This is a genomic window from Janthinobacterium sp. GW822-FHT07H10, assembly GCF_058798675.1.
The window spans coordinates 287,609-303,682 of the sequence record NZ_JBXAKS010000003.1; the positions used below are offsets into that span (position 1 = coordinate 287,609).

A 16,074-nucleotide genomic window follows, 5' to 3' on the forward strand; every position below is an offset into this window, starting at 1 on the left:
GCTTTCAGGGGTTAATTTTCCCGCAACCAGACCAGGCTGGTGGTGCGCTGCGGATCCGTTTTTCGATTGACGAGCGCCACGGCATCGAGGGCGGCGCGGTCCAGCCGCACCCGGATCACGGTGAGGAAGTAGCGGCTCTTCACATCGATATCCACGCCGTCGATCGGTTTCTTGCCATTGATATTATTCTGGAAATTTGCTCTATCGACAAACTTTTTACGCGGATTGCTCAAAGTCAGGGCGCTGGCCTCGGACAAGGACATGTCCGTGATGGCCGACAGCACTTCGGCCGGCGCCGTGTTCACGTTCACGGCCGTCAGTTCCGGCAGCACGATGACGAAATCGCGCAGTTTTTCGATGATTTGCGGCGTATAGCCGGGCACGGCCAGCAAATCCTCGACCTGCGTGAAGGCCACCGGCTCGCTGCCGCCGCCCGCCGTCTTGCCGGCCGCCTTGCCATCCTTGCCATCCTTGCCGCTGTCGCTGGCGACGCGCGGCACCGGCTTGGCGCGCAGCACGGCGTCGGCCGTGGCCTGCGCCAGGCCGCTGTCGAGTTGCAAATTGGACAGCAAGCGCTGGTAAGCCTGCACCTGGTTCGGATCGACGCCGCCCGTGGCCGCCGCCAGGTTGGTGATGTTGAAGCGCGCCTGCGCGTCGAGCGCGCGGCCCGACACGGTGGCGTCAAATTTTTCCGTGTCGACCTTTTCACGGTCGACGTAGTCGTCGAGCCGCGCTTCCTCGATGGGCGTGGCCCACACGCCGTCGGCGGCCGTCAGCATGGGATTGTCCTGGCGCAACCAGAAACGGGCGAAGTCGACCATGCCGCGCATGGCCCACTGCGTCTGCAGGCGCAAACGCTGGTTTTCCATCGAGCGCACCTGCACCTGCTGTTGCCAGAACAGGCTGGCAACCACCGTGATGGCCAGCGCCGTCAGCAGCAAGGCCGTGATGACGGCCACGCCGCGCTGGCGCGAGGGGCGGGTGTATGGCTTCATCCCGGCCCCAATAAAAAGACTTTGGACAGGCCCGCCGCCTGGCCCGGCATCTGCAAGGTCACTTCCAGGCCCGGCACCTGCGTGGAAATGGTGGCGCCCGCCGTCAGCACGTTCCAGGCGCCATTGTTCCAGCCGCGCATGACCATGCTGTCGACGCCGCGCATCAGGGTCACGTCGGCGCTGCCCGTGTCCGTATCGTCGCGCGCCGCCTGCCACAGGGTGTCGAGCACGGCCAGGTCGCGCGTGCCGTTCGACTCGCGCCGGATCAGCACGCCGCCGCGCAGCAGGTAAGTGACCACTTGCAACTGTTGCGGTTCCTGCTCCGAGGCGGCCAGGCGCACCAGGGTCAGGCGGTCATTCTCGGCCGTCAGGTTGGTGCGGCCATTGAGCAGGTTGTTGCCCTGGCCGGCGCCGGCCAGGTGGTCGCAATCGCTCTGCATCTGGGCGAATGCCAGCTGCATGCCGCGCGCCTGCTCCAGCTGGCTGGTGAGCACTTCGCGCGAGCGCATGATGCTGTCCAGGCCGCGCCAGCCCAGCACGGCCACCATGGCCAGGATGCCGATGGCCACGAGCAGCTCGATCAGGGTGAAACCCGCAGCGGAAAGGTTGCGGCGCGCCATCAGTCGTTAAACGAAAGCAGGACCAGGCGCACGATGCGCCGGGCCGGATACTGGGCGTCATAGACGTTGACGCGCACTTGCCGGATGCGGGGGTTCGGCGTGGCCACCACTTCTTCCTCGCAAATCAGTTGCAGGTCGCCTTGCGGGCATTCGACCGTGCGCTTGCCCGTCTGCGGGAAGGTTTTCGCCAGGCGCAGGCGCACCAGGTGGTTTTCCGCCGACCAGGTGGCCATCATGGCGCTGCGCAAGCCGTCGCTGTTCTGCGTCAGGCTGCCCACGGCGCGCAGGGACGCGCCCAGGGCCGTGCCGACGATGACGAGGGCCACCAATACCTCGAGCAAAGTAAAGCCGCGCTGGCGGCGTTGGCAGGAGTAGCCCATCATTGCTCGACCGTGAAATGGCCGATGCCGTCAGCGCGGATGGCCACGCTGCGTTCGCCGCTGGCCAGGGTCAGGACAAACGGCTTGTCGACCGGTTCGCGGCCGAAGATGATGCGCAGCGGCTGCGCCACGCTGTTCGATGGCTGCACGCTGAGCAGCATGGGCGTATTCGCAAACGTCCGTTCGCGCAGCAGGTCGTCCTGCGTCACGGGCTGCCACAGCTTTTCATTGAGCACCAGGAAACGGTATTGATTTTCATCCGCCTCGAACGCCACTTGCCGGCTGCGCACGATGGCTTCATCGCGCGCCAGCTGCAGCAGCAGGGCGATGCGCTCGGCTTCCTTTTGCAGGGCTTGCTGGCCATTCGGCATGGCGTTCAGCGACACGAGGCCCAGGGTGACGCCGATGATGACCATCACCACCAGCAATTCGATCAGCGTGAAGCCACGGCTGCGCTGCTGGCCTGCCCTGCGTCGCCGGCTCATGATGGTCATGAAGGGAGAAACTTACAGGTCCCACGAGCCGAGATCGGCGTCGTCGCCGCTACCGCCAGGCTGGCCGTCGGCGCCCAGCGAGATGATGTCGACTTCGCCCTTCAGGCCTGGTGACAGGTACTGGTAGGGATTGCCCCACGGATCTTTCGGCATCTTTTCCAGGTAGCCGCCCGCCTTCCAGCCGTTCGCGGCCGGGCCGGTCGTGGGCTTTTCGATCAGCGCATGCAAGCCCTGCTCGGTGGTCGGGTAGCGCTGGTTGTCCAGGCGGTACAGTTTCAAGGCTTGCATCACGGTGGCGATGTCGACTTTCGCCGCCGCCACTTTCGACTCGCCCGTGCGGGCGATCAGCTTGGGCACCACGAGCGAGGCGAGGATGCCCATGATCACCACCACGACCATGATTTCGATCAAGGTGAAGCCGCGCGCGCGGCGCTGGCGTATCGGATGGTTTGCTGCGTTTTGCATAAGAAAGAGAGAAGAAGGTGAGTAATGAGAGCAGAGTATAAAGCGGAAATATGACAAAGCCTGTCATATGGGGAAAAAATTCTGCAGGGGCTGTCAGGCCGACAAGACCACTTCGCCGCAGACGGCGCAGGCGGGGTCGCGCGCCACGCGCATGCTGCTCCATTCCATGTGCAAGCCGTCGAGCAGCAGCAGCCGTCCGGCCAGCGATTCCCCCACGCCCATCACCAGTTTCAGGGCCTCGGCCGCCTGCATGGCGCCGACCACGCCGACCAGCGGCGCGAACACGCCCATGGTCGAACATGCCTCGTCCGTGAACTGCTGCTCCTGCGGAAACAGGCAGGAATAGCACGGCTGCGTGCCCGTGCGCGGGTCGAACACGCTCACCTGGCCGTCGAAGCGGATCACGGCGCCCGACACCAGCGGCACCCTGGCCGCCACGCAGGCGCGGTTGACGGCATGGCGCGTGGCGAAGTTGTCCGTACAGTCGAGCACGACCGTGGCCGACAAGACCAGTTCGGCCAGGCGCGCTCCGTCGAGCCTTTCCTTTAATGCAACAATTTCGATCTCGGGATTGATACCGAGCAAGGTTTCGCGTGCCGACTGCACTTTCGGCTGGCCCACGCGGGCCGTCGTGTGGGCGATCTGGCGCTGCAGATTGGTCAGGTCGACCGTATCGTCGTCGACCAGGGTCAGCTTGCCGATGCCGCTGGCGGCCAGGTACATGGCGGCCGGCGAACCGAGCCCGCCCGCGCCGATCACCAGCGCATGGGCGTCGAGCAACGCTTGCTGGCCTTCGATGCCGATCTCGTTGAGCAGGATATGGCGCGAATAGCGCAGCAATTGGGCGTCATGCATGGCGGCGACTACGGTTTCTGCACAGGAATCTTTTTATCGTCGGCCTTGATGTCGGAGGCGATCTCGGGCTTGGCGCCGATCTTCTCCACCTTGGCATCGACCTTGGCCAGCTGTACCGGCAAGCCCTGGAAGTGGTTCAAGGCTTGCTGCAATTGGAAATCGTCCTTGGCGCCGTATTCGAGCGGCTTGCGCTTTTTCGCCGTGGCGATCAGGCGCTGCTCTTCCTCGAGCTGCTCGTGCATGCCTTCCATCGTCGGCTTGGCCGCTTCCGGCTTGCCGTCGTCGCTGCTCAAGTGTTTTTCCAGGTCCGCCTCGCGCACGCGCAGGCTGTTCCAGCCATCGCCGTCGGCCGTCTCATCGACCAACAGGTCGGGCACGATGCCGCGCGCCTGGATGGCGCGGCCTTTCGGCGTGTAATAGCGGGCCGTCGTCAGCTTGACGGCCGTATCGGCCGTGATCTGGCGCAAGGTTTGCACGGAACCCTTGCCGAACGTTTGCGTGCCGATGACGGTGGCGCGCTGGTAATCCTGCAGGGCGCCGGCAACGATTTCCGAGGCCGATGCGGAACCGGCGTTGACCAGCACCACCAGCGGCACGGTTTTCAGCGCGGCCGGCAGCTTGGCCAGCGGATCGGCCCTGGTGCCGGGCGGCGCATAGAATTCGCGGCGGCCATAGAACACCTGTTTCGACTCGGGCAGCTGGCCCTTGGTCGAGACGATGATGGAGTTGCCTGGCAGAAAAGCTGTCGCCACGCCGATGGCGCCCGGCACCACGCCACCGGGATCGTTGCGCAAGTCCAGCACCAGGCCCTTGAGCTTGGGGTCTTGCGCATACAGCGCGTTGATCTTTTTGACCATGTCATCGACGGTCGGTTCCTGGAACTGGGCGATGCGCAACCAGGCATAGCCGGGCGCGACCATCTTGGCCTTCACGCTTTGCACGCGGATTTCCTCGCGCACGATGGGGAATACCAGCGGCTTGCTCTCGCCCTTGCGCGACATGGTCAGCACCAGCTTGCTGCCGGGCTGGCCGCGCATCTTCTTGATGACTTCTTCCAGCTGCAAGCCTTTCAGCGGAATATTGTCGAGACGGGTGATCAGGTCGCCCGCCTGGATGCCGGCCTTGGCGGCGGGGCTGTCCTCGATGGGCGAGACCACTTTCACATAGCCGTCTTCCATGCTCACTTCGATGCCGATGCCGACAAACTTGCCTTGCACGCTTTCGCGCATTTCCTTGAAGGCATTTTTATCGAGGTAGACGGAATGCGGGTCCAGCGACGACACCATGCCGGAAATGGCTTCCGTCAGCAGTTTCTTGTCTTCCACCTTCTCGACGTAATCGGTCTTGATCAGGCCGAAGACGTCGGACAGCTGGCGCAGCTCGTCGAGCGGCAGCGGGGCATTCGTGATTTTTTGCGCCACGGCCGGGTACTGCAGCGACAGGCCGATGCCGGCCAGTACGCCCAGACCGATCAGGCCGATACTTTTGACTTTGATGCCCATGTGTTCTTCGCAATCTACAAATTCGATGCCGCAGCAATGGTGGGGAACTTAAAACTTCACCCAGGTGGCTGGATCGAAGGCGCGGCCCTGATGACGCAGTTCAAAGTATAGCCCTGATTCCTCGTTGCCGCCGCTGTTGCCCGCGCTGGCGATGGTCTCGCCGCCCTTGACGGCGTCGCCCACGCGTTTCAGCAAGGACTGGTTATTGCCATAAATACTCATGTACTGGCCGCCATGGTCGACGATGATCAGGTTGCCAAAGCCGCGCAGCCAGTCGGAAAACACCACGCGTCCGCCGGCGATGGCGTGGATCTCGCTGCCCTCGCCCGTGCGGATGAAGACGCCCTTCCAGCTGGGGCCGTCACCGCGCTTGCTGCCGAAACGGGCCGCGATCTTGCCCGCCACGGGCGCGCGCAACTGCCCTTTCAGGCTGGCAAAGGCGCCGGCCGGCGAGGCCGGGCCCAGGCTTGGACGCTCGGGCTCCGGCTTCGGTTCGGGTTTCGGCACCACCTTGGCCACCTGCGGCGGCTCGTCGTCATCGATGGGGTCGAGTTTCACGGGCGGCGGTGGCGGCGTCTGCGGCTTGATCTTGCCCGATTTATTTTGTTGCTCCTTAGCAATGCGTTCGCGTTCGGCCTGCGCCTGGGCCGCCTTGGCGCGCGCGGCCAGCAGGCGTTCGCGTTTTTCCGCGGCAATCTTGGCGTCGGCGGCCGCTTTCGCGGCGGCGCGCTGCTCGGCCAGCAATTGCTGGCGTTTCTTCTCGGCCGCGGCGGCGGCGGCCTGTTCTTCGATCAGCTTGGCCAGCTTGTCGACCAGGTTGCCCATGCGCTGTTCGTCGCGCTCGACATTGCCCACTTCCTTGCGCTGCGCCACCAGGCGCTGCGACAAGCTCGTCAGCAAGGCGGCGCGGCGCGCCTTTTCCTGCACCAGCAGGGCTTTCTGGTCGCGCTCTTCCTGCGCGATCTCTTCCAGCTCATCCTTGGCGTTCTGTACGTCCGCCTGGTTCTTTTCCACGGCCAGCAAGTTGGCGCGCAAGGCTTCCAGCAGGCGCGCCTGCGCCTGCGACACATACGCCATGAATTGCAGGTCGCGGTTGATGCGGTTCGGGTTGTCGCCCGACAAGAGCAGCTTGATGCGGTCCTCGTTGCCGGCGACATATTGTTCACGCAGCAATTTTGACAGCTGCGCCTTCTGTTTCTCGACCGTCGCCGTCAGCCGCTGGTGTTCCTGCCCCAGCGCACCCAGTTTGACGCCCGTCTCGCTTTGTTCCTGCGCCAGGTCGCGCAAGGCGCGGTTGGCGTTGGAAATCGCCTCTTCCGACTCGGCCAGGGTATCGGCCGCGTCATCCTTGGCGCTTTCCGTGCGGCTGATGTCGCGCTTGAGCTCTGTCAGCTTTTGTTGCAGGCCAGCACGTTGTGCTTCCGCGGCCGCCTTCTGCTTGCTGCGTTCGGTGGGTTTGGCGCCCTGCGCCGCGCCGCTCGACAGCAGCAGCGCCAGGCACAGCATGGCACCGGCGCGCCACGCCGGCAGGGGTCGTTCAGCAGAGGGGGCGAGCGCTGTGCCGCGGAAGAAAGACGACAAAGTTACTTGGCCTTCCCTTGGTTCGCGACGGCAGCTTGCGCCGCCGCGATCGCTGCCGGGTCGCCCAGGTAGTAATGACGGATCGGTTTCAGGTCGGCGTCGAGCTCATACACGAGCGGCTGGCCGTTCGGGATGTTCAGGCCGACGATGTCGCTGTCGCTGATGCCGTCGAGCATCTTGATCAGCGCGCGCAGGCTGTTGCCGTGGGCCGAGATGATGATCTTCTTGCCGGCGCGGATGGCCGGGGCGATTTCCTCGTCCCAGGACGGCATCACGCGCGCCACGGTGTCCTTCAGGCATTCCGTCAGCGGAATCGCGGCCTTCGGCAAGCCGGCGTAGCGCGGGTCGTTGAACGAGGCGCGGTCGTCGTCGGCTTCCAGCGGCGGCGGCGGCGTGTCGTAGCTGCGGCGCCATACCAGCACTTGCTCGTCGCCATACTTGGCGGCCGTCTCGCCCTTGTCCAGGCCTTGCAGGGCGCCGTAATGACGTTCGTTCAGGCGCCAGTCGTTCTTGATCGGCAGATACATCATGTCCATCTCGTCGAGGGCCAGCCACAGGGTGCGGATGGCGCGCTTCAGGACCGAGGTGTAAGCGACATCGAACGTAAAGCCTTCCTGCTTGAGGATCTGGCCGGCGGCCCTGGCTTCGTTGACGCCCTTTTCCGTCAGATCGACGTCGGTCCAGCCGGTGAAGCGGTTATCGAGGTTCCAGGTGGACTCGCCGTGACGCATGAAAACGATTTTGTACATAGTTCTATCTTCTCAAGGGGTTCAAATCAAAAAAGCAAAACGTAAAAAGACCTCGTCCAGCTTCTATTTTATAATGCGCGGATTGACTTAAACCATTGGACCCTACGTGAAATTCATTATCGACCACATTTTTCTGTTTGCTATCGTCATTATTTCCGGCGGCGCCCTCCTCTGGCCACTGCTGTCGATGCGCGGCAAGCGCGCGACCGTGCTGGAAGTCACGCAACTGATCAACCGTGGCAAGACCACCATCGTCGACGTGCGCAGCAAGGAAGAATTCGCCACGGGCCACTTGCCTGACGCGAAAAATATTCCGCTGCCGGAACTGGCAAAACGCCTGGGCGAGCTGGAAAAATTCAAAACGCGCCCCATTGTAGTGGTTTGCCAGAAAGGTTCGCGTTCGGCAACGGCTGTCGGCCTGCTGGGCAAAGCCGGTTTCGCTGAAGCAACGAGCCTGGAAGGCGGCATCGACGAATGGAAAAAACAGGGTTTGCCACTGAAAACCTTGTCGCTGGCGAAATAAACATCCGCCTGCACTCATATAAGGAAACATCATGACTGTCCCAGTAATTGTCTATAGCACCGCCGTGTGCCCGTATTGCGTGCGCGCCGAGCGCCTGTTGGAAGCCAAGGGCGTGACCGTGCAAAAGATCCGCGTCGACCTCGACCCGGAAGAGCGCATCAAGATGATGGAACGCACGGGCCGCCGCACGGTGCCGCAAATCTATGTGGGCGATACCCACGTGGGCGGTTTCGACGATTTGTATGCGCTCGATCAAGCCGGCAAGCTGGACCCCTTGTTAAATGGCACGGCAGCCTGATATAAAGCGGGTTCGAGAAATTGCTTGGTTTTTTGTCGTATTGTTTTGATACAATTGCCCTCGCACCTGATCTGGCCGCGCCTACCCGGTGCGGTTTGAATACCGCAAGCACCATATTTGAACGGTGTGCCGTTCTTGTCCTTTACAACGAAAGCGTTCCATGTCTGACGAAAATCTGCAACCAGTCTTCCAAATCCAACGCGTCTACCTGAAAGACATGTCGCTGGAACAACCTAATTCCCCAGCAATCTTCCTGGAACAAGAAGCGCCAGCGATCGAAGTTGCTCTGGACGTGGGCGCCGCGCCTCTGGCCGACGGTATCTTCGAAGCCACCGTGACCATCACCGTGACGGCCAAGGTCGGCGATAAAGTCGCTTTCCTGGTTGAAGGCAAGCAAGCTGGTATCTTCGAAGCACGCAACATCCCTGCCGATCAACTCGATCCGCTGCTGGGAATCGGCTGCCCGAACATCATCTACCCTTACCTGCGCGCCAACATCGCCGACGTGATCACCCGTGCCGGCTTCCCGCCAGTGCACCTGGCCGAGATCAACTTCGAAGTGTTCTACCAACAACGTCTGCAAGCTATTGCTGACGCCGCTGCCGCAGCGCCAGCAGCCAGCGAAACGCACTAAGAACATCTCACCAAACCTGCGGCGCGGCGCGCCTTGCGGCCTGTGATGCGCGCTGTGCTCTGGCACAGCTGCGCTTCTCGGCCACGATGCACTGCCGCTCGCGACGGTTTTGTGAGTGTTCTATACTGCAGGTAAGAAACGGCGGCCTGGCCGCCGTGTTTCGTTAAGGTTCAAAAATATCATGTTGAAAAGTGCGCTCTTGAGCAAGTTCCGCTGGATCGCCGGCGCCGTACTGATGCTGGCCACTGCCGCCAGCCACGCCGTCGATTTCAAGACGGTGGGCGCGGCCCCCGTCATCCTGTATGACGCGCCGTCCGCCAAGGGCGGCAAGCTGTACGTGGCGCCACGCGGCATGCCGCTGGAAGTGGTGCTCAGCTACGGCGAATGGGTCAAGGTGCGCGACGCCAGCGGCGAAATGGCCTGGACGGAAGCGAAAGGCCTGTCGGCCAAGCGCAACGTCGTGGCGCGCGCCGCCAACCTCAAGGTTCGCGTCAGCCCCGACGACAACGCCTCGCCCCTGATCCTCGTCGACAAGGGCGTGCTGCTGGAAATGAGCGAACAGGCAAGCTCCGGCTGGGTCAAGGTGCGCCACAAGGACGGCCAGAGCGGCTACGTCAAGACCAGCGAAGTGTGGGGCCTGTAAGCACCGCCAGATTCATCCGGGCACCGGCCAGCCGTGCCGTGCCTCTCCCCCTGCCAGACTGAGGTTGCATGCAAGTTTCCCCTGAAAACACTCCCGATACCGCCGCCAAGGCCGACGCGCGCCGCATTACCGTGCTGGGCGCCGGCGCCTGGGGCACGGCCGTGGCCATGGCCCTGGCAGGCCGCCACGACGTGCTGCTGTGGGGCCGCAATGGCGAGGCCATGGCCGCCATGGCCGCCAGCGGCGAAAACAGTTATTTGCCCGGCTTCGCCCTGCCGCCGCAACTGCGCATCGGCGCCGATTTTGACGCCGCCGTCGCGCATGCCAGCGGCGAACATGGCCTGCTGATCGCCGCCTGCCCCGTGGCGGGCCTGCGCCCCCTGCTGCATCAGTTGAAAGACAAGGCCATCCCCAACCTAGTGTGGCTGTGCAAAGGGTTTGAAGGCGGCACGGGCATGCTGCCGCACCAGATCGTGCAGCAGGTGCTGGGGGACGCGATCCCCGCCGGCGCCCTGTCCGGCCCCTCGTTCGCGCAGGAAGTGGCGCGCGGCCTGCCGTGCGCGCTGACCATCGCCTCGCACAGCGCCAGTTTGCGCGCCTGCGTCGTGTCGGCATTGCATGGTGGAAATTTCCGCGTGTATGCGAGCGATGACCTGGTGGGCGTGGAAGTGGGCGGCGCCGTCAAGAACGTGCTGGCGATCGCCACCGGCGTGGCCGACGGCCTGGGCCTGGGCCTGAATGCGCGCGCCGCCCTGATCACGCGCGGCCTGGCGGAAATCACGCGCCTGGGCACGGCCCTCGGTGGCCAGACGGAAACCTTCATGGGCTTGACGGGCATGGGCGATTTGATTCTGACCTGCACGGGCGACCTGTCGCGCAACCGCCGCGTCGGCTTGGGCCTGGCGCAAGGCAAGGCGCTGGCCACCATCGTGGCCGAACTCGGCCATGTGGCCGAAGGCGTGCCCTGCGCCAAGGCCGTGCGCGAGCTGGCGCGCAGCATGGGTGTCGAGATGCCGATCACCAATGCGGTGGCCGGCGTGCTGTTCGATGGCGATTTGCCGCACGTGATGGTGCAGCAACTGCTGGCGCGCGATCCGCGCGACGAAGCCACCTGAAAGAATGACGAGGCCGGGCTTAGCGGCCCGCCTTGTGCATGAGTATGGTCAGCAGCAGCAAGCTGTCCTCGCGCGCGGCCAGCGCATGCGCCTGGCCGCCGTGCAGGTACAGCATCTGCCCCGGTCCCAGCACATGCACGCCGCCATGCGCTTCCACCGCCACCTCGCCTTGCAGGCACAGCAGGGTGATTTCTCCCAGTACATGATGCTCGGGCATGGTCTTGCCTTTGGGCATGCACATGCGGATCAATTCCAGTTCGTCCGTCTTGGCCAGCGCAATGGCGGAAAACTGCGACAGATTCTCGCCATCCGCCCCCTGCACGTCGATCACCTGGCCCGATGCTGCATGTACTAATGCCATCATCTTCTCCCGCTTAGCTAGACTACCGGTTCAAGCCGCCTCTTCCTCCGGCTCCTTCGCGCCGCGCATCCACTCGACCAGCGGCCACGCATCCTTCAAGCCTTCCGCCAGGGTTGGCAGCAGTTTCTCGGGCGCGTTGACGGGCAGCGGTATTTCGGTCCAGACAAAAAAGCTCTTCAGCTTGATGAATTCGATATGCTCGGCATCCGCCGCGAAGCCCTTCGGTGGACGCTGCAGCTTGCCCTCGTTCTGGATGGTGCCGTAACGGGCCTTCAGGCGCTTATTTTTCAGCACTTTGGAAAAACCTGGCGCGTCGTTGACCATGTGTTCGCGCAGGGCCTTCAGGCGACCAGAGGGCGGCATGTATTCGCCGGCGCCGAACAGCAAGTTGCCCTGGCCATCGATCTGCAGATAATACGTGGGACCGCCCGCCTTGCTGGGGCGGCGCATGTCGTTCGGCGCGATGGCGGCCGAAAAACGCGTTTTATAGGGGCTCTTGTCGTGCGCAAAGCGCACGTCGCGGTTGATGCGGAACAAGGCCTTCTTCGGATTGCAGTATTTCACGGCCGGGTCAAACTTGCCCAGCTCGCCGATCAGCGATGTCACCAGGGCGAGGAATTCCTCGCGCAGGATGTCGTAGCGGGGCTTGTTCATGACAAACCAGGGCCGGTTGTTGTTATCGCTCAGTTCACGTAAAAATTGGGTCAAGTCACGCACATGCATGTGTCAGCTTCCGATCAGCAACTATTTGGAAAGCTCTTTCGGGATGGGGCGCTTGCCCACCACCACGTCGAGCGCCGCTTCGCGATTCTTGCGCAGCACCGTCATTTTAGCTTTTCCGCCGGGCGCCAGTTGGGCGATCAGGTTCAGCATTTCCGTCGTATCGCCGACGGGCTTGCCATCGACGGCCAGCAGGATGTCGCCGGGCACGATGCCGGCCTTGTCGGCCGGGCCATTGCGCACGACGCCGGCGATGATGGCGCCGCTCGAGCGCTGCAAGCCGAAGCTTTGCGCCAGCTCAGGCGTGATGTCCTGCGTTTCCACGCCGATCCAGCCGCGCACCACGTGGCCGTCCTTGATGATGGCTTCCATCACGGTTTTCGCCGTCGAGACGGGAATGGCGAAGCCGATGCCGACGGAGCCGCCGCTTTGCGAATAGATGGCCGTATTGATGCCGATCAAGTTGCCGCGCGTATCGACGAGGGCGCCGCCCGAGTTGCCGAAATTGATGGCCGCGTCCGTCTGTATGAAGTTTTCGAAACTGTTGATGTGCAGATTGTTGCGTCCCAGCGCGGAGATGATGCCCATGGTCACCGTCTGGCCCACGCCGAACGGGTTGCCGATGGCCAGCACGACGTCGCCCACGCGCGCCAGTTCCGACTGGCCCAGCACAATCACGGGCAGCTTGTCGAGGTCGATCTTGATGACGGCCAGGTCCGTTTCCGGGTCCAGGCCCACCACCTTGGCGGGCGCCTTGCGGCCATCGGTGAGCACGACTTCGATTTCGTCGGCGCCTTCGACCACGTGGTTGTTGGTGAGGATATAGCCTTCATGGCTGACGATGACGCCGGAGCCGAGGCTGTTTTGCAGGGTGTCGTCATCGTCGGCGCCAGGATCGCGCTCGCCGAAGAAACGTTTGAAGAAGGGGTCGCGCGCCAGCGGATGGGCGCCGCGCTTGGGTACTTGCAGGGTGAGGATGTTGACGACGGCGGGCATGGCGCGCGCCGCCGCGTCGCGGTAGGAACCGGGCGCCAGGCTGCTCGACGCCGTTTCCACCACGGGCACCGGTTTCGCCGGCGAGCCCAGCTGCTGTACCCGGCTGGCCGGGCGCAGCGCGCCATACACAAAGTACAGCGCCAACGCGATGGTCACGGTTTGCGCAAACAATAACCAAAATCGTCGCATAGGGCTCTCTGTCCAGGTCAGCCGGCCCGGTGCCGGTCCGGCTTATTTTGCCAGATCGTTGCTCTTCTGTCCGTTCTTCTGCAGGGAGTCGCGGATTTCACGCAGCAGGACGATGTCTTCCGGCGTGGCAGGCGCGGCCGCCGGCGCTTCCGGCTGGGCGCGGCGGGCCTTGTTCATCAGGCGCACCATCTGGAAGATGATGAAGGCGAGGATGACGAAATTGAGCAGAATGGTGAGGAAGTTACCGTAGGCCAGCACGGCGCCCGCCTTTTTCGCTTCCACCAGGGTCAGGGTGGTGGCCTGGCCATTCAGCGGCAGATAATAGTTGGCGAAATCGAGGCCGCCGAAAATGCGCCCGATGGGCGGCATGATGACGTCTTGCACCAGGGAATCGACGATCTTGCCGAAGGCGCCACCGATAATGACACCGACCGCCAGATCGACGACGTTGCCCTTCATTGCAAATTCTTTAAATTCTTGCATCATTGCCATGAATTTCTCCTTCGGATATGTATAAAAAACATGCCGATCATACTATTGATTCCCAGTGCCACCAACTTCTGGTTGCCGGCGAGACCAATTCCGGCACAGCCTTGCGCATCTAGTTCGAAAGAACTAGCCACCTCCTGCAAAAGTATATAAATTATGGTACAAGCAACGTTTTTGTTTTATTCGTTGTTTGCTTCACTTATAATTTGCGGTTGCCAGAAGCACCTTTTTTGCTTCCGGATAATCAACAAGAAACTGGCACGGGCTGCGCCATTGGCCGAAGTTCCGCAGGGATGTTGTCACTTTACCGTACAAAGATGCGGGTTGCGGCAAACAGTGGGAAAGAGCTTCGGCGACGGGTTTTTCGCGGCTGCCACTCATAATAAAGATTCGCATTTTGACTGATTGGGGTTTGCATGAGTAACGAAAAGCAGGTCGATTCAGGCCGTCGCGGCTTGCTCGTCGCCACGTGCGCGGCGGGCAGTGTAGTTGGATTGGCAACCGCGGGAGCCTTGGTAAGCACCTTCCAGCCGTCGGAGCGCGCGAAAGCGGCTGGCGCGCCGGTCGAAGTAGACATCACCACCTTGCAACCCGGCGAAATGCGCACCGTCGAATGGCGCGGCAAGCCGGTCTGGATCATCAAGCGCACGCCGGAAATGGTCGCTTCGCTCAAGAAAACGGACGGCAAGGTCGCCGATGCCGATTCCAAACGCAACCCCGCCGAATTCACGCCCGAATACTGCATGAACGAATGGCGCTCCATCAAGCCTGAAATCCTCATCGCCGTCGGCATCTGTACCCACCTCGGCTGCTCCCCTTCCTCGAAATTTACCCCCGGCCCGCAACCGTCCCTGCCCGATGACTGGGAAGGCGGCTTCCTGTGCCCTTGCCATGGCTCCACCTTCGACATGGCGGGCCGCGTGTTCAAGAACAAGCCTGCGCCGGACAACCTGCAAGTGCCGCGCCATATGTACCTGAGCGACACCAAACTGCTGATAGGTAAAGACGAGAAAGGCGAGGCTTGATCATGGCTGCTTTCAAAGAAACGAAATTTCCCGCCGATGCACCCGCCGCTGAAAAAGCCCTGGGCTGGGTGGATGACCGCTTTCCCCTGACCAAGCTGTGGAATGACCAATGGGGCAAGTACTACGCCCCGAAAAACTTCAATTTCTGGTACATCTTCGGCTCGCTGGCCATGCTGGTGCTGGTGCTGCAGATCGTCACCGGCATCTTCCTGACCATGCACTACAAGCCCGATGCGGCGCTGGCCTTCAATTCCGTCGAATACATCATGCGCGAAGTGCCGTGGGGCTGGCTGGTGCGCTACATGCACTCGACGGGCGCCTCGGCCTTCTTCATCATCGTCTACCTGCACATGACGCGCGGCCTGCTGTACGGCTCCTACCGCAAGCCACGTGAACTGATCTGGCTGTTCGGTTTCGCCATCTTCCTGTGCCTGATGGCCGAAGCGTTCTTCGGCTACCTGCTGCCATGGGGCCAGATGTCGTACTGGGGTGCCCAGGTGATCGTCAACCTGTTCGGCGCCATCCCCTTCATCGGCCCTGACCTATCGCTATGGATACGCGGCGACTATGTGGTGTCCGACGCGACCCTGAACCGCTTCTTCGCCTTCCACGTGATCGCCATCCCGCTGGTCCTGCTGGGCCTGGTGGCAGCGCACTTGATCGCCCTGCATGAAGTCGGCTCGAGCAATCCGGACGGCATCGAAGTGAAGGAAAACCTGGGCGCCGACGGCCACCCGCTCGACTCGATTCCATCGCACCCGTACTACACCGTGCACGACCTGTTCGGCGTGTCGATCTTCCTCGTCATTTTCAGCGCCGTCGTCTTCTTTGCGCCGGAAATGGGCGGTTATTTCCTGGAATACAACAATTTCCTGCCAGGCGACTCGCTGAAGACCCCGCTGCACATCGCGCCAACCTGGTACTTCACGCCGTTCTACTCGGTGCTGCGCGCCACCACGGCCGACTTCATGTATGTGCTGATGGCTGCCGTGGCCGCCTACGTGGTGTTCATCTGGCTCAAGTCGCGCCTGTCGACGACTGTCAAGGCCATCATCGCCGCGATCGCGCTCGTCGCCATCGTCGGCATGCTGCCGCAGGTGCTGGACGCGAAATTCTGGGGCGTGGTGTTCTTTGGCGGTTCCGTCGTGATCCTGGCCTTCCTGCCATGGCTCGACCATTCGCCCGTGAAATCGATCCGCTACCGTCCGACCTGGCATAAATACATCTATGCCATCTTCGGCCTGTCGTTCCTGACCCTGGGCTACCTCGGTACCCAGGCGCCAACGGATGCGAAAACCATCGTCTCGCAAGTGTGCACCCTGATTTACTTCAGCTTTTTCCTGCTGATGCCATGGTGGAGTGCAATGGGCAAGTTCAAGACCGTGCCGTCGCGTGTGACGTTTCACCCGCACTAAGCCGCTCCCACGCCACGCTCAAAGG

The 16,074-nt window shown here is 62.4% G+C and carries 20 protein-coding genes; 7 read left to right on the forward strand and 13 right to left on the reverse strand.

Annotated elements, in window-relative coordinates; genetic code table 11:
• Positions 1 to 11 precede the first annotated feature (11 nt).
• The 9 genes from gspK to gpmA all read right to left on the reverse strand — a co-directional run bounded on the left by gspK (position 12) and on the right by gpmA (position 7,641).
• Complete coding sequence (gspK, locus tag AC1RDJ_RS09015; RefSeq protein ID WP_493027251.1) at positions 12 to 995, reverse strand: type II secretion system minor pseudopilin GspK; 984 nt, start codon at positions 993 to 995, stop codon at positions 12 to 14.
• Complete coding sequence (locus AC1RDJ_RS09020; protein WP_289887781.1) at positions 992 to 1,615, reverse strand: PulJ/GspJ family protein; 624 nt, start codon at positions 1,613 to 1,615, stop codon at positions 992 to 994. Before AC1RDJ_RS09020 ends, gspK begins: the two co-directional genes overlap by 4 nt.
• The gene (gene gspI, locus AC1RDJ_RS09025; RefSeq protein WP_493027252.1) at positions 1,615 to 1,998 is read right to left on the reverse strand and encodes a type II secretion system minor pseudopilin GspI; all 384 of its coding nucleotides are present in this window, start codon (positions 1,996 to 1,998) and stop codon (positions 1,615 to 1,617) included. Before gspI ends, AC1RDJ_RS09020 begins: the two co-directional genes overlap by 1 nt.
• Positions 1,995 to 2,480, reverse strand: coding sequence for a type II secretion system minor pseudopilin GspH (gspH, locus tag AC1RDJ_RS09030; protein WP_289887782.1), 486 nt, complete (start codon positions 2,478 to 2,480; stop codon positions 1,995 to 1,997). The genes gspI and gspH overlap by 4 nt, the downstream gene beginning before the upstream one ends.
• 21 nt (positions 2,481 to 2,501) lie before the next feature.
• Positions 2,502 to 2,954: a type II secretion system major pseudopilin GspG gene (gene gspG / locus AC1RDJ_RS09035; RefSeq protein WP_071325744.1), complete on the reverse strand. Its 453-nt coding sequence runs from the start codon at positions 2,952 to 2,954 to the stop codon at positions 2,502 to 2,504.
• Between the two features lie 93 nt (positions 2,955 to 3,047).
• Positions 3,048 to 3,809, reverse strand: a complete 762-nt coding sequence (locus AC1RDJ_RS09040; protein WP_289887783.1) for a HesA/MoeB/ThiF family protein — start codon at positions 3,807 to 3,809, stop codon at positions 3,048 to 3,050.
• Between the two features lie 8 nt (positions 3,810 to 3,817).
• Complete coding sequence (locus tag AC1RDJ_RS09045) at positions 3,818 to 5,311, reverse strand: S41 family peptidase (protein ID WP_071325746.1); 1,494 nt, start codon at positions 5,309 to 5,311, stop codon at positions 3,818 to 3,820.
• Between the two features lie 48 nt (positions 5,312 to 5,359).
• Positions 5,360 to 6,817, reverse strand: coding sequence for a murein hydrolase activator EnvC family protein (locus AC1RDJ_RS09050; protein WP_493027253.1), 1,458 nt, complete (start codon positions 6,815 to 6,817; stop codon positions 5,360 to 5,362).
• Positions 6,818 to 6,894: 77 nt separating this feature from the next.
• Entirely contained in the window at positions 6,895 to 7,641 is a 747-nt protein-coding gene (gpmA, locus tag AC1RDJ_RS09055) for a 2,3-diphosphoglycerate-dependent phosphoglycerate mutase (protein ID WP_071325748.1), read from the reverse strand.
• Positions 7,642 to 7,747: 106 nt separating this feature from the next.
• Between gpmA and AC1RDJ_RS09060 the strand changes: the two genes are divergently transcribed.
• From AC1RDJ_RS09060 to AC1RDJ_RS09080, 5 genes are all read left to right on the forward strand, one after another.
• Positions 7,748 to 8,164 (forward strand): rhodanese-like domain-containing protein, encoded by a 417-nt coding sequence (locus AC1RDJ_RS09060; RefSeq protein WP_071325749.1) that lies wholly within the window; start codon positions 7,748 to 7,750, stop codon positions 8,162 to 8,164.
• Positions 8,165 to 8,195: 31 nt separating this feature from the next.
• On the forward strand, positions 8,196 to 8,462 hold the full coding sequence (gene grxC / locus AC1RDJ_RS09065; RefSeq protein ID WP_034783579.1) for a glutaredoxin 3: 267 nt from the start codon (positions 8,196 to 8,198) through the stop codon (positions 8,460 to 8,462).
• A 160-nt stretch (positions 8,463 to 8,622) separates the two neighbouring features.
• Positions 8,623 to 9,096 carry a protein-export chaperone SecB gene (gene secB, locus AC1RDJ_RS09070; protein ID WP_010394167.1) on the forward strand — a complete coding sequence of 158 codons (474 nt, stop codon included), beginning with the start codon at positions 8,623 to 8,625 and terminating at the stop codon, positions 9,094 to 9,096.
• Positions 9,097 to 9,277: 181 nt separating this feature from the next.
• On the forward strand, positions 9,278 to 9,739 hold the full coding sequence (locus AC1RDJ_RS09075; RefSeq protein ID WP_289887788.1) for an SH3 domain-containing protein: 462 nt from the start codon (positions 9,278 to 9,280) through the stop codon (positions 9,737 to 9,739).
• Positions 9,740 to 9,807: 68 nt separating this feature from the next.
• The gene (locus tag AC1RDJ_RS09080; RefSeq protein ID WP_289887789.1) at positions 9,808 to 10,854 is read left to right on the forward strand and encodes an NAD(P)H-dependent glycerol-3-phosphate dehydrogenase; all 1,047 of its coding nucleotides are present in this window, start codon (positions 9,808 to 9,810) and stop codon (positions 10,852 to 10,854) included.
• A 19-nt stretch (positions 10,855 to 10,873) separates the two neighbouring features.
• On the opposite strand, the gene AC1RDJ_RS09085 is transcribed toward AC1RDJ_RS09080, so the two are convergent.
• Genes AC1RDJ_RS09085 through mscL form a run of 4 tightly spaced genes read right to left on the reverse strand, consistent with a single transcriptional unit; the run spans position 10,874 to position 13,612 of the window.
• The gene (locus AC1RDJ_RS09085) at positions 10,874 to 11,215 is read right to left on the reverse strand and encodes a cupin domain-containing protein (protein WP_071326754.1); all 342 of its coding nucleotides are present in this window, start codon (positions 11,213 to 11,215) and stop codon (positions 10,874 to 10,876) included.
• Between the two features lie 30 nt (positions 11,216 to 11,245).
• Positions 11,246 to 11,938: a DUF2461 domain-containing protein gene (locus AC1RDJ_RS09090; protein WP_493027254.1), complete on the reverse strand. Its 693-nt coding sequence runs from the start codon at positions 11,936 to 11,938 to the stop codon at positions 11,246 to 11,248.
• A 21-nt stretch (positions 11,939 to 11,959) separates the two neighbouring features.
• A complete protein-coding gene (locus AC1RDJ_RS09095; RefSeq protein WP_071325753.1) occupies positions 11,960 to 13,120 on the reverse strand; it encodes a Do family serine endopeptidase in 1,161 nt (386 codons plus the stop codon).
• 42 nt (positions 13,121 to 13,162) lie between these two features.
• Positions 13,163 to 13,612 carry a large conductance mechanosensitive channel protein MscL gene (mscL, locus tag AC1RDJ_RS09100; protein WP_071325754.1) on the reverse strand — a complete coding sequence of 150 codons (450 nt, stop codon included), beginning with the start codon at positions 13,610 to 13,612 and terminating at the stop codon, positions 13,163 to 13,165.
• 413 nt (positions 13,613 to 14,025) lie between these two features.
• Between mscL and petA the strand changes: the two genes are divergently transcribed.
• The gene (gene petA / locus AC1RDJ_RS09105) at positions 14,026 to 14,634 is read left to right on the forward strand and encodes a ubiquinol-cytochrome c reductase iron-sulfur subunit (protein WP_289887793.1); all 609 of its coding nucleotides are present in this window, start codon (positions 14,026 to 14,028) and stop codon (positions 14,632 to 14,634) included.
• Between the two features lie 2 nt (positions 14,635 to 14,636).
• On the forward strand, positions 14,637 to 16,049 hold the full coding sequence (locus tag AC1RDJ_RS09110) for a cytochrome b (protein ID WP_071325756.1): 1,413 nt from the start codon (positions 14,637 to 14,639) through the stop codon (positions 16,047 to 16,049).
• The last annotated feature ends 25 nt before the right edge of the window (positions 16,050 to 16,074 follow it).

Excerpts from the sequence above, each read along its gene's own strand:
- AC1RDJ_RS09085 (WP_071326754.1), bottom strand. The coding sequence starts at position 11,215 with ATGGCATTAGTACATGCAGCATCGGGCCAGGTGATCGACGTGCAGGGG.
- gspI (WP_493027252.1), bottom strand. The coding sequence starts at position 1,998 with ATGATGGGCTACTCCTGCCAACGCCGCCAGCGCGGCTTTACTTTGCTC.
- gspH (WP_289887782.1), bottom strand. The coding sequence starts at position 2,480 with ATGAGCCGGCGACGCAGGGCAGGCCAGCAGCGCAGCCGTGGCTTCACG.
- gpmA (WP_071325748.1), bottom strand. The coding sequence starts at position 7,641 with ATGTACAAAATCGTTTTCATGCGTCACGGCGAGTCCACCTGGAACCTC.
- gspK (WP_493027251.1), bottom strand. The coding sequence starts at position 995 with ATGAAGCCATACACCCGCCCCTCGCGCCAGCGCGGCGTGGCCGTCATC.
- gspG (WP_071325744.1), bottom strand. The coding sequence starts at position 2,954 with ATGCAAAACGCAGCAAACCATCCGATACGCCAGCGCCGCGCGCGCGGC.
- secB (WP_010394167.1), top strand. The coding sequence starts at position 8,623 with ATGTCTGACGAAAATCTGCAACCAGTCTTCCAAATCCAACGCGTCTAC.
- AC1RDJ_RS09095 (WP_071325753.1), bottom strand. The coding sequence starts at position 13,120 with ATGCGACGATTTTGGTTATTGTTTGCGCAAACCGTGACCATCGCGTTG.
- AC1RDJ_RS09080 (WP_289887789.1), top strand. The coding sequence starts at position 9,808 with ATGCAAGTTTCCCCTGAAAACACTCCCGATACCGCCGCCAAGGCCGAC.
- petA (WP_289887793.1), top strand. The coding sequence starts at position 14,026 with ATGAGTAACGAAAAGCAGGTCGATTCAGGCCGTCGCGGCTTGCTCGTC.
- AC1RDJ_RS09090 (WP_493027254.1), bottom strand. The coding sequence starts at position 11,938 with ATGCATGTGCGTGACTTGACCCAATTTTTACGTGAACTGAGCGATAAC.
- AC1RDJ_RS09075 (WP_289887788.1), top strand. The coding sequence starts at position 9,278 with ATGTTGAAAAGTGCGCTCTTGAGCAAGTTCCGCTGGATCGCCGGCGCC.
- AC1RDJ_RS09020 (WP_289887781.1), bottom strand. The coding sequence starts at position 1,615 with ATGGCGCGCCGCAACCTTTCCGCTGCGGGTTTCACCCTGATCGAGCTG.
- AC1RDJ_RS09045 (WP_071325746.1), bottom strand. The coding sequence starts at position 5,311 with ATGGGCATCAAAGTCAAAAGTATCGGCCTGATCGGTCTGGGCGTACTG.
- grxC (WP_034783579.1), top strand. The coding sequence starts at position 8,196 with ATGACTGTCCCAGTAATTGTCTATAGCACCGCCGTGTGCCCGTATTGC.
- mscL (WP_071325754.1), bottom strand. The coding sequence starts at position 13,612 with ATGGCAATGATGCAAGAATTTAAAGAATTTGCAATGAAGGGCAACGTC.
- AC1RDJ_RS09050 (WP_493027253.1), bottom strand. The coding sequence starts at position 6,817 with ATGCTGTGCCTGGCGCTGCTGCTGTCGAGCGGCGCGGCGCAGGGCGCC.
- AC1RDJ_RS09040 (WP_289887783.1), bottom strand. The coding sequence starts at position 3,809 with ATGCATGACGCCCAATTGCTGCGCTATTCGCGCCATATCCTGCTCAAC.
- AC1RDJ_RS09110 (WP_071325756.1), top strand. The coding sequence starts at position 14,637 with ATGGCTGCTTTCAAAGAAACGAAATTTCCCGCCGATGCACCCGCCGCT.